10 protein-coding genes and 1 pseudogene are annotated in these 10,479 nt (G+C 68.3%); all 11 read right to left on the reverse strand.

The genetic code is table 11. The annotated features are described in order from the left end of the window. Positions 1-51: 51 nt before the first annotated feature. A complete protein-coding gene (locus AC3WQZ_RS27050) occupies positions 52-441 on the reverse strand; it encodes a hypothetical protein (RefSeq protein ID WP_010813845.1) in 390 nt (129 codons plus the stop codon). A 34-nt stretch (positions 442-475) separates the two neighbouring features. Next, entirely contained in the window at positions 476-1,684 is a 1,209-nt protein-coding gene (locus tag AC3WQZ_RS27055; RefSeq protein ID WP_010813846.1) for a formate dehydrogenase subunit gamma, read from the reverse strand. A gap of 64 nt (positions 1,685-1,748) precedes the next feature. Then, on the reverse strand, positions 1,749-1,985 hold the full coding sequence (locus AC3WQZ_RS27060; protein WP_010813847.1) for a hypothetical protein: 237 nt from the start codon (positions 1,983-1,985) through the stop codon (positions 1,749-1,751). Further along, entirely contained in the window at positions 1,982-2,659 is a 678-nt protein-coding gene (gene fdh3B / locus AC3WQZ_RS27065) for a formate dehydrogenase FDH3 subunit beta (protein WP_010813848.1), read from the reverse strand. The genes AC3WQZ_RS27060 and fdh3B overlap by 4 nt, the downstream gene beginning before the upstream one ends. A 15-nt stretch (positions 2,660-2,674) precedes the next feature. Continuing rightward, entirely contained in the window at positions 2,675-5,707 is a 3,033-nt protein-coding gene (locus AC3WQZ_RS27070) for a molybdopterin-dependent oxidoreductase (protein ID WP_010813849.1), read from the reverse strand. A gap of 71 nt (positions 5,708-5,778) precedes the next feature. Beyond that, positions 5,779-5,994, reverse strand: a complete 216-nt coding sequence (locus AC3WQZ_RS27075) for a hypothetical protein (RefSeq protein WP_010813850.1) — start codon at positions 5,992-5,994, stop codon at positions 5,779-5,781. 198 nt (positions 5,995-6,192) lie between these two features. Beyond that, positions 6,193-6,825 carry a TorD/DmsD family molecular chaperone gene (locus AC3WQZ_RS27080; RefSeq protein WP_058696735.1) on the reverse strand — a complete coding sequence of 211 codons (633 nt, stop codon included), beginning with the start codon at positions 6,823-6,825 and terminating at the stop codon, positions 6,193-6,195. A gap of 35 nt (positions 6,826-6,860) precedes the next feature. Beyond that, on the reverse strand, positions 6,861-9,026 hold the full coding sequence (locus AC3WQZ_RS27085) for a 4Fe-4S binding protein (RefSeq protein ID WP_439668183.1): 2,166 nt from the start codon (positions 9,024-9,026) through the stop codon (positions 6,861-6,863). 101 nt (positions 9,027-9,127) lie between these two features. Continuing rightward, positions 9,128-9,718, reverse strand: coding sequence for a DUF3306 domain-containing protein (locus tag AC3WQZ_RS27090; RefSeq protein ID WP_010813853.1), 591 nt, complete (start codon positions 9,716-9,718; stop codon positions 9,128-9,130). Between the two features lie 27 nt (positions 9,719-9,745). Then, positions 9,746-10,279: a DUF3305 domain-containing protein gene (locus AC3WQZ_RS27095; protein ID WP_010813854.1), complete on the reverse strand. Its 534-nt coding sequence runs from the start codon at positions 10,277-10,279 to the stop codon at positions 9,746-9,748. Between the two features lie 22 nt (positions 10,280-10,301). After that, a pseudogene (locus AC3WQZ_RS27100) lies at positions 10,302-10,479 on the reverse strand (iron-sulfur cluster carrier protein ApbC); the annotation flags it as partial.

Raw genomic sequence — 10,479 nt, forward strand, 5'->3', positions numbered from 1 at the left:
GGGACTGCTGGTGAGGGCCCCGCGCCGCGCGCGGCGTGCATGGGGCTGTGGTTACGGCGCCTTTGCAGGGGATTGTACCGCGCCGGCCGCGGCTGGTTTGGCGTCGGCCGCGGTGCTGGCCACGGCTGGCGCCGGGGCGGCAGGCGCAGCGGCGGTCGGCGCCACAAACGGGCCCGGATCGGCACACGCGGCGGCTTGCGACGGCGCGCGGGTTTCCTGGCCGTGGGCCTTGCGCTCGGCGAAGTAACGCGCCGCGGTCTTGTCCTGCGCGCGGCACAACTGGTAGGCGGCGACCTTGTCGGCCCAGGCGGCGCGCGCCTTGGTCTCAGCGGCCTTGGCCTGCTGGGCCTCGGTCGGCGGCGGCAGCTTGGCCAGCGCGCCGGTGGCAAGGGTGGCGCCCGCGCACAGGGCAACCAGCGTCAGGGTGCGTGTCATCGTCATCGTGGGTTCCGCATGGTCTGGTTGGCAGCCGGCCTCAGGCTTCGCCCGGGGTATGCCGGGTGTTGCGCCCCGCGGCGGCTTCCGGGCTGGCCGAACGCTGGGCCGGGATCTTGCCGGACTTGATGTCGTCGTACCAGTGCTCGTGGTGCTCCTTGGCCCAGGCCTCGTCCACCCAGCCGTCGCGCATGGCGCGGTAGGCGCCTTCCATGCCGACCGTGCCCATGTAGATATGGCCGCACGCCATCGCGATCATCAGCACGGCCGAGATCCCATGGATCACGTTGGCGATCTGCATGGTCGCGCGGTAGTAGTCCATGCCTGGCACGATCATGTCCAGCACCCAGCCCGATGCCGACAGCACCAGCCCGAACACGAACACGCCGATCCAGAACCACATCTTCTCGCCGGCATTGAAGCGCCCGCTCGGCACATGCTTGCCGGACGCCAGGCCGCCAAGGCTGGTGACCCAGCGCATGTCGTCGCGGTTGGGCAGGTTGTCGCGCACGAACACCACGAAGGCCACGATCACCGACAGCGTGAAGATCGGGCCGATCACGTTGTGCAGGTTCTTCAGCACGTAGGTCAGCCAGCCGAACAGCATGTGGCCCATCAGCGGCAGCAGGAAATGCTTGCCCAGCAGCAGCACGATGCCCGACACCGCCAGCACCACGAACGAGATCGCCATGGTCCAGTGGACAATGCGCTCAAGCGGCGTGAAGCGCTCGATCATGCGGCCGGTGCGCGGCGTGCGCAGCGGGATGGCGCCGCGCCAGAGGAAGAAGCCCAGGATGGCAAGCGGCACCACCAGCAGCAGCCAGCCGCCCCAGACGGTGATGACGCCGTTGCGGAACAGGCGCCATTGCTGCCCGGTGCGCTGGATCAGCACGCCGGCTTCCTTGTCGGGCAGGCTGCTGTAGTGGCGCTGGTCGGAATTGACCTCGCGCCAGACCGGCGCATTGTTGCCGGGCTGCGTGACGGTGCGCTGCTGCTGCGACTGGGCCTCGGCGGCGATATCGCGGCGCGGTATGTTGAAGATATTCTCGGATGCGATGCCGGCCAGCGGCTGGACCGGGTGCGTGGCCGGGTTGTTGGTGTCGGCATTGGCCTGCGCGGCGGCCGGTGCCGGCGGTGCCGAGGCCGGCGCCTGTGCGGCGGCGGTGCCGGCAAAGGCCGCCAGCGCCAGCGCGCCGGCGCTGAGCCAGCGCCGCCAGCCTGCGCGGCATGCATTCTGCGACGGCGTCATGTGCACTCCTTCGGATCGTCGAGGGCCAGCGCCCGGCTGCCGGGGCAGCCCAGCTGCAGCGCCTTCATTGCGTGCGGTTGTACTCGTTCTGCAACTGGTTGCGCTGGCGAATCTGGTTGTCCCAGCTGGTCTTGTCGCCCTGCTTCCAGCCCTTGGCCACGAACGGATCATCCGGGGCGCCCTGGTAGGCCTGGGCGTCAGTCTTGCGGTGCGACGGGCTGATGGTCTGCGGCTTCTCGCCGCAAGCTGCCAGCAGCACGCCGCACAGCGACACCAATGCAACAACGCGGACGCGGTTCATGACGCTTGCCCTCCCGGGGCCGCGGGTGCGGCCGGTGCAGCGGGCGCCGGCTGTGCCGGTTGGGCCGGCTGGGCCGCGCCGCCCTTGGCGGTGCCGTAGGCCGTGCCCCAGCCGAACACGTCGCCGCCGGTGCCGCGCTTGATCACGCGGTTGCGCAGGATGTCGGCGATCACATCGCCGTCGCCGCCCAGCAGCGCCTTGGTCGAGCACATCTCGGCGCACAGCGGCAGCTTGCCTTCGGCCAGGCGGTTGCGGCCGTATTTCTCGAACTCAGCTTCCGAGCCGTTCTTTTCCGGGCCGCCAGCGCAGAAGGTGCACTTGTCCATCTTGCCGCGCACGCCGAAGGTGCCGGTCGACGGGAACTGCGGCGCGCCGAACGGGCAGGCGTAGGAGCAGTAGCCGCAGCCGATGCAGACGTCCTTGTCGTGCAGCACCACGCCGTCCTCGGTGCGGTAGAAGCAGTCGACCGGGCAGACCGCCATGCAGGGCGCGTCCGAACAGTGCATGCAGGCCACCGAGATCGATTTCTCGGCGCCGACCATGCCGTCGTTGACGGTGACCACGCGGCGCCGGTTCACGCCCCAGGGCACCTCGTGCTCGTTCTTGCAGGCAGTGACGCAGCTGTTGCACTCGATGCAGCGCTCGGCGTCACAGATAAATTTCATGCGTGCCATGGTGTCCCTCTGCGCTTAGGCAAACCGCTCGATCTGGCAAACGGTGGTCTTGGTTTCCTGCATCATCGTCACCGAGTCATAGCCGTAGGTGGTGGCCGTGTTGACCGCCTCGCCCCGCACCACCGGCATCGCGCCCGCGGGGTAGTAGTCCTTCAGGTCCTTGCCTTGCCACCAGCCCGAGAAATGGAACGGGATAAACGCGGTATCGGGCCCCACCCGCTCGGTCACCAGCGCGCGCACCTTGATGCGGGCCCCGGTGGGCGTCTTCACCCAGCAAAAGTCACCGTTGCGGATACCGCGGTCGGACGCCGCGCGCGGGTTGATCTCGACGAAGTTCTCCTGCTGCAGTTCGGCCAGCCACGGGTTGGAGCGGGTTTCTTCGCCACCGCCCTCGTACTCGACCAGCCGCCCGGAGGTCAGGATGATCGGGAACTTTTCATAGACCTTGTTCTCGATATTGCGCTGCTGCACCGACTTGTACAGCGTCGGCAGCCGCCAGAACGCCATCTTGTCGTCGTGGGTCGGGTACTTGGCGACCATGTCCGGGCGCGTGGAGTACAGCGGCTCGCGATGCTGCGGGATCGCGTCGGGGAAGTTCCATACCACCGCGCGCGCCTTGGCGTTGCCGAACGGGTGGCAGCCATGGTTCTTCATCACCACGCGCTGGATGCCGCCCGACAGGTCGGTCTTCCAGTTCTTGCCTTCGGCCTTGGCCTTCTCGGCATCGGTCAGGTCGTCCCACCACCCCAGCTTCTTCAGCAGCACATGATCGAACTCCGGATAGCCGGTGGTGATCTCAGCGCCCAGCGAATACGAACCGTCCTCCGCCAGCAGGCTGACGCCGTCGCGCTCCACGCCGAAATTGGCGCGGAAGTTGCCGCCGCCGTCCATCACGTGCTTGCTGGTGTCGTACAGGTTGGGCGAGCCCGGGTGCTTCAGTTCCGGCGTGCCGTAGCACGGCCACGGCAGCCCGAAGTAGTCGCCGGTCAGGTCGTAGCCGGTCACCGGATCCTTGCCCGCCTTGCAGCGCAGCGTCTTGACGTCGAACATCTGCATATTGCGCATATGCGCCTTCAACCGCTCCGGCGACTGGCCGGTGTAGCCGATGGTCCAGTTGCTGGCGTTGATCTCGCGCAGGATCGATTCTGGCTCCGGCTCCATCCAGGTGCGGCCGGCGCGCTTCACCTCGATCAGCTTCATGTTCTTCGACAGCTCCTTGCCAAAGCCAAGCTTGTCGGCGAACGCCTGCATCAGCGTCTGGTCGGGCATCGACTCGAACAGCGGCTCGATGACCTTCTCGCGCCATTGCAGCGAGCGGTTCGACGCGGTGCACGTGCCCGAGGTCTCGAACTGCGTGCATGCCGGCAGCAGGTAGACCGCGCGGTTCGGGTTGACCTTGTCGCCCTCGGCCGGCGGCATGTTGGCCATGGCCGCGGTCGCCGACGGATAGGGGTCGACCACCACCAGCAGGTCGAGCTTGTCCAGCGCCTTCTTCATCTCCAGGCCGCGCGTCTGCGAGTTCGGGGCATGGCCCCAGAAGAACACGCCGCGCACGTTGTTGTCCTGGTCGATCAGCTCGTTCTTCTCGGTGACGATATCGATCCAGCGCGACACCGTGGTGCCGGACTTCTCCATCATCGCCTGCGAGACGAACTGCTTCTTGATCCATTCATAGTCCACACCCCACACCGCGGCGTAGTGCTTCCACGCGCCGGTGGCCAGGCCGTAGTAGCCCGGCAGCGAGTCCGGGTTGGGGCCCACGTCCGTGGCGCCCTGCACGTTGTCATGGCCGCGGAAGATGTTGGCGCCGCCTCCCGCCACGCCGATATTGCCCAGCGCCAGCTGCACCAGGCACGAGGCCCGCACGATCGCGTTGCCGATGGTGTGCTGGGTCTGACCCATGCACCACACCAGCGTGCTGGGACGGTTCTTGGCCATGATCTCGGCCACCATCTTCACCTGCGCCTCGGGCACGCCGCAGACTTCCTCGACCTTGTCGGGCGTCCACTTGGCCATGACCTCTTCCTTGACCTTGTCCATGCCGTAGACGCGATCCTGCAGGTACTTCTGGTCTTCCCAGCCGTTCTGGAAGATGTGGTACAGCATGCCGAACAGGAACGCGATGTCGGTACCCGAGCGGATGCGCACGTAGTGTTGCGCCTTGGCTGCGGTGCGCGTGTAGCGCGGATCGACCACGATCACCTTGCAGCCGTTCTCCTTGGCGTGCAGCAGGTGCAGCATCGATACCGGGTGCGCCTCGGCCGCGTTGGAGCCGATATACAGCGCTGCCTTCGCGTTCTGCATATCGTTGTACGAGTTGGTCATCGCCCCGTATCCCCAGGTATTCGCCACGCCCGCCACGGTGGTGGAGTGACAGATGCGCGCCTGGTGGTCGGTGTTGTTGGTGCCGAAGAACGACACCCACTTGCGCAGCAGGTAGGCCTGCTCGTTGCTGTGCTTGGACGAGCCGACGAAGAACATCGAGTCCGGGCCGGTCTGCTGGCGGATCTCCTTCATCTTCGCGGTGATCTCGTCCAGCGCCTGGTCCCAGCTGATGCGCTGGTACTTGCCGTTGACCAGCTTCATCGGGTACTTGAGGCGGTATTCGCCGTGGCCGTGCTCGCGCAGCGCCGCGCCCTTGGCGCAGTGCGCGCCCAGGTTGATGGGCGAATCGAACACCGGCTCCTGGCGGATCCACACGCCGTTCTGCACCACCGCGTCGACCGCGCAGCCGACCGAGCAGTGGCCGCACACGGTGCGCCTGACCACGATGCCGGTCTTGCCGTCGGCAGCCGCCTTCTTGTCGTCGGCTGCGTCCGCCTTGCGGATCAGCGTCAGCTGCGAGGCCGCCAGCCCGGCACCGACGCCGATGCCAGAGCGCTTGAGGAAGCTGCGGCGGTCCATGGTCGGCATCGCGCCGGCCAGGCTGGCCGCGAGCCGCTGCGAGAGTCGGCCGGAGGCTGCGCCGGCATGTTCAGGCCGGTTGGCCAGGCCGTCAGCGAGGCGGGCGGATGCGCCCTGCGCCGCGCGTTTGCGGGTCAAGATCATGTCTCACCTCAGATGCGGACGCAGGTCGCGTCCGGTTGCAGGCGGTGCGGCAGACCACACCGCCCTGGCAGCTACACCAGCGTGGTCCGGTAGTACTTGCGGATGTGGTCAGAGACCCGGTAACCCTTGCTGGCCGACGGAGGATCGGTGGGTTCCGGCAGAGCTGCGGCCTGGTCCGGCATGGCCGGACCGCGCGCGGTCAGCGCTGCCGCACCCGTAGCGGCAGCCACAACTCCAGCGCCCGCGAGAAACGTGCGGCGCGCGACCCTGGTTTGCTTCTGTGTCATGTGGGGGCTCCTCGGCTGTCCAAGCCCGATGGTTTTAGCCGTTATGCGTTGTTATGCATATTCTAGATTCAACTAGCAGGAAAAACCATGATATGCACGGGTTTTTCCTTACTTTCCAACCCATTTTCGAGTAAGTGGCTGCCTTGGGCCCGCGGCGCTAAAGAAGCCTCGAAGCGCGCCGATATTCAATGCCCCCGCTCAATGCATCTCGAGCGCCACCGCTTCCACGCCGGCAAACGCGCCCAGCAAGCCTGCCACGCTGCGATAGAAACGCGCCTGCGGGTGCGTCGTCACTGCATCGCACAATCGCTCCACCCAGGGCTGCAGGTGCTGCGCATAGAAACGCTGCTGCTCGCCCAGGTTGGACACCGCCAGGTCGTCGCCCGCCACCAGGAAGCGCATCACCTCGCACAGCGTGGCGATATGGTCCTCGGTTTCGCTGACATCTTCATGGCGCTCCAGGCCGTAGCGGGCCAGGTCTTCGCGCAGCGCCACCAGCGGGCGCTCGTTCAGGAAACCGGTCATGTAGAAGGAGCCGTACAGGAACACATCCTGGCGGCCCACGCCCACGAACAGCTGCCGGTACTCGTCCTCGGCCTCGGCCGCCGTGGTCTCCGATGCTGCATCGCACAATGCGTTCCACGCCTTGCCCAGCACGGTGTTCGCGTCCTCGCCCACGGCGCGGTTGGCGGCGATGTGGTGCAGCAGCGCGGCGTCGGGCGCGTGGTAGAACAGCGTGGCAAGCAGACCGTAGAGGTCGGCGCGGGCGGTGTCTTCGGCATCGTCGGCGGGCGGCGCGGCGGTGAGCTGGATCGGCTGGAAATCTGTCATGTCGTGATGATTTGTCCTGGGTGGCCTGGCCGCTGTCAGCGCAGCGTGGCGCCGGTGGCGGTTCCCGTATCGCGCTCTATCATGTCGATGACGCGGCAGTCAGGGCACATCTTCAGGCGCTCGGCCGCGGCGCCGGCAAAGGCCGGATGGCCGGCCAGGCGCACCAGCATCGACTCCACCATCTGCGCCGTGCCGAACGGCTTGGCGCAGCGGATGCAATGGAACGGCTGGGTCTCGTTCAGGGTCACCGGGCGGCGCGCTGCGTCGCCGGCCAGCAGGCGCGGCACCAGGCTGATGGCGTCTTCCGGGCAGGTCTTCTCGCACAGCCCGCACTGCACGCAGTTGCGCTCGATAAAGCTGAGCACCGGGCGCTCGGGATTGTCGCGCAGCGCCTGCGACGGGCACGCGCCGACGCAGGCCATGCACATGGTGCACTTGCCCGTATCCACCGCGATCGCGCCGATCGGCGCGCCGGCCGGCAGCGGCACGCTTGGCGCGGGCACCGGCGCGTGCCGCGCCAGGTGATCCAGCACAAAGTCCAGCATCTCGCGCTTGGCCGCGACGGGGCCGAACGGCGCCGGCGGCACTGCGTTGCGGCCCGGGCGCAGCGCCGCCAGGCCGGCATCCAGCGCCGGCGTATCGGCGGCCTCGACCAGCGACAGTACCTCGCCGTCATAGCCCAGGCCGGCCAGCAGAGCGCGCCCGACCGCGATCTGCTCCAGCAGCGCGGTGCGGTACTGCGGTGCCTCGTCGCCGGTCAGCAGCACCGCTACGCGGCTGGCGCCCCAGCACAGCGCGGCGAGCCATAGCTCCAGCCCGGCCGAGGCCGGGTGGAACAGCGACAACGGCATCACATTGGCGGGCACTCCCCTGGCCTTGCCGCCGCGGGCGGAACGGCCCAGTGCCAGCAGCGCGGGCGTGCCGTATTCCTCGCCATGCAGCAGCACCACCGGATCGCGCGCGCCGGCCTGGCGGTACGCTGACAGCAGCGTGCGCAGGCGCGCGCCGGTCACTTCCGGCCCCGGGTAGCCATAGCTGATGGCCCCGCTCGGGCACACGGTGGTGCACGCGCCGCAGCCCATGCACAGGTTGGGCGTGACCTCGATGCGCCCCTTGCCGTCATGCCAGCGCGAGCCGATGGCCTCGGTCGAGCAGATGTCGATGCAGGCGGTGCAGCCGGTGGTCTGGTTGCGGCCATGCGCGCACAGGTTGTCCTTGTAGCGGAAGAACCTGGGCTTCTCGAACTCGCCCACCAGCCCCGCCAGCATCAGCGCCTGGGCCTGCTGGCGCGCGGCATCGGCGCCGGCGTGCAGATAGCCCTGCGGCGGCTGGTGCATGGTGAAGGCAGGCGTGTCGCACAGGTCGAAGACCAGGTCGAAGCGTCCCTGCACAGTGCCCTGCGGGCGGTCGAAGTCGATCGCCGCGGCGGCGCCGCAGGCGCGCACGCAAGCACGGTGCGAGCGGCAGCGCGACAGGTCGATCTGGTAGCTGAAGTCGATCGCGTCCTCGGGACAGGCGTCGATGCAGGCGTTGCAGCGGGTGCACAGGTCCAGGTCGATCGGGTTGCTGCGGCCGGCGCCGGTCTCCCAGCTGGCCTCGAACGCGCCCAGCCAGCCTGTCAGCGAGGCCAGCCGGCCGCTGTGGACCGGATAGGCGCGCGCCGCAGGCTGCGCCGCGGCGCCTTCACGCATGTCGCTGCCGGTCAGCAGCACCGTGACCTCCAGCTGCATCGCGGCCAGCCGCTCGGCCCACGGCAGCGCCCGCTGGGCCGGGCCCAGCACCAGCACCGCGCCGTCGGAACGGTAATCCACCACCGGCACCGGGTCAGGTTCGGGCAGCGCTGCCACGGCCAGCAGCGCGGCGATCTTGGCATTGGCGGTCTTGGGGTCGCGCCGGGCGCCCTGTGACCAGCCGCCGGTCTCGCGGATATTGACGAAGCGCACCGGCGCAGTCACCACCGGGCGGCCATCGCTGCCCTGCGCGGCCTGCGCCGCGACTTCGGTAAATAGCTGGCGTTCCTGGGTGCAGGCGACGATGACGTCGTCGGTGCCGTCGAGCGCGGCGGTGAAGTCGCCGATCTCGCGCCGGCACAGCAGGCGATGGACCTTCAAGGGGCCCTGGTTGGCGTCCTTGGTTGCTTCGGACAATGCCGCCCCGTCAAGCGGCATGGTGTCGTTGCAGTTGCAGATCAGCGTCGGCATGGCGAATGCGGCTGACCGGTCCGGACGTCCTTCTTGGCGAGGGGTCTGCGGGCCGGCGGATTGTGGGGATGCCTATTGTAGGCTGCGCTGCACCTGTGAGGCTACGCGCATTTATCCGGGTCTTGCGGGCCCTGTTCTGCGCTTTGACTTACAGTTTGCTGCGGCGTTTCGACTGGTGCGGGTATGTCCGTAGTGTCGGCGGTCTCGCCGGATTCGGCGAACTCGGCGGGCGCCGCCGGCGGTACATCCACAGGCCCCGCGGCGGCGGCCGCGGCCTGTGCCGCCGCGCGTTCCTCGTCGGTCGGCTCGAACAGGCCCAGTGTCTCGGACTGGCGCAGCTGGCGCAGGATCTCCGGCGGGATCGGGTCGGGCTTGCTGTAGTCGTCGATATAGATGTCGAGCCCGTCCATGACCTTGAAGTGCGGATCGGCGAACAGCGTCTTCAGCGCCGCGCGCTTGACTGACTCATCCACGCCGCGGGCCACGAACCGGGCGATCTCGTCGCCGGGGCGCAGCGCGGCCACGTCCTCCAGCGTCGGGGCCGGTACTTGCGGCGCTTCGGGCGCGGCCCCGGTGGCCGCGGGGACGGCTTCGGCATGCGCCGGTGGTGCCGGTTCTGCCGGCACGGGCACGCCCTCCCGCACCGCGGCCTTGCGGCGCGACCAGCGCGACAGGAAGGACGAATCGCTCATCGGCAGGGCAAGCTCAGGTCGTCAGGATCAGTAGCGGGCGCGGTCTTCCGGCGCCTTGAAGGATTCGGGCCGGCGCCGCTGCTTGGGCTCGGGCCGGTAGTGCTGGTCGACATAGGCCTGCAGCCACTCGCGCTGCTCGGGCGCCAGCGGCACGTTCTCGACGGTCTCGCCGGCATCGAGCCAGCGGCCGGCCTCGTTGTACGACAGCGTCACGGTCATCGGCACCGGATGGGCCTCTTCGCCAGCGCCGTCGTCCTCTGGCATGCGCCACAGCACGAACCAGCACGGCGTGGTCGAGGTCAGGTTCAGGTAATAGCCTTCGCCCTGGTCGCGGAACAACGTCACCTCGAAGCCCGGGTAGAGCCAGTGCGCGCCGTGGGCGTCGTGCTCCAGGCACACGGGATGCGTGCCGAACTCGCCAAGGTCCGGCAGCACCGCGTCCAGCTCCCACTTCCACGGCTGCCAGCGGTTGGCCAGCGCGACCTTGCGCATCACCACCGCCATGGTGACGGCGGGGCGGGCAGCGGGTGCCGGCAGGTCGGGGGCAGGCTGGCTTTCCATGGTTGCTGCGCGCGGCGCGCGCTCAGGTGTTTTGCACCACGATACTCGGAAACTTGCTGGTCATGTCGCGCGCCTTGTCGGCGACCTTGATCGCCACCTTGCGCGCGATGGCGCGGTACATCTCGGCCACCGGGCTGTCGGGCTCGGCCACCACGGTCGGGCGGCCGGAGTCGGCCTGCTCGCGGATCTGCAGGTTCAGC

Source organism: Cupriavidus sp. FW305-26 (genome assembly GCF_058787975.1).

Bases quoted from the DNA above. Each gene is read 5' to 3' on its own strand.
- AC3WQZ_RS27050 (WP_010813845.1), bottom strand. From the start codon at position 441: ATGACGATGACACGCACCCTGACGCTGGTTGCCCTGTGCGCGGGCGCC.
- AC3WQZ_RS27055 (WP_010813846.1), bottom strand. From the start codon at position 1,684: ATGACGCCGTCGCAGAATGCATGCCGCGCAGGCTGGCGGCGCTGGCTC.
- AC3WQZ_RS27060 (WP_010813847.1), bottom strand. From the start codon at position 1,985: ATGAACCGCGTCCGCGTTGTTGCATTGGTGTCGCTGTGCGGCGTGCTG.
- fdh3B (WP_010813848.1), bottom strand. From the start codon at position 2,659: ATGGCACGCATGAAATTTATCTGTGACGCCGAGCGCTGCATCGAGTGC.
- AC3WQZ_RS27070 (WP_010813849.1), bottom strand. From the start codon at position 5,707: ATGATCTTGACCCGCAAACGCGCGGCGCAGGGCGCATCCGCCCGCCTC.
- AC3WQZ_RS27075 (WP_010813850.1), bottom strand. From the start codon at position 5,994: ATGACACAGAAGCAAACCAGGGTCGCGCGCCGCACGTTTCTCGCGGGC.
- AC3WQZ_RS27080 (WP_058696735.1), bottom strand. From the start codon at position 6,825: ATGACAGATTTCCAGCCGATCCAGCTCACCGCCGCGCCGCCCGCCGAC.
- AC3WQZ_RS27085 (WP_439668183.1), bottom strand. From the start codon at position 9,026: ATGCCGACGCTGATCTGCAACTGCAACGACACCATGCCGCTTGACGGG.
- AC3WQZ_RS27090 (WP_010813853.1), bottom strand. From the start codon at position 9,718: ATGAGCGATTCGTCCTTCCTGTCGCGCTGGTCGCGCCGCAAGGCCGCG.
- AC3WQZ_RS27095 (WP_010813854.1), bottom strand. From the start codon at position 10,279: ATGGAAAGCCAGCCTGCCCCCGACCTGCCGGCACCCGCTGCCCGCCCC.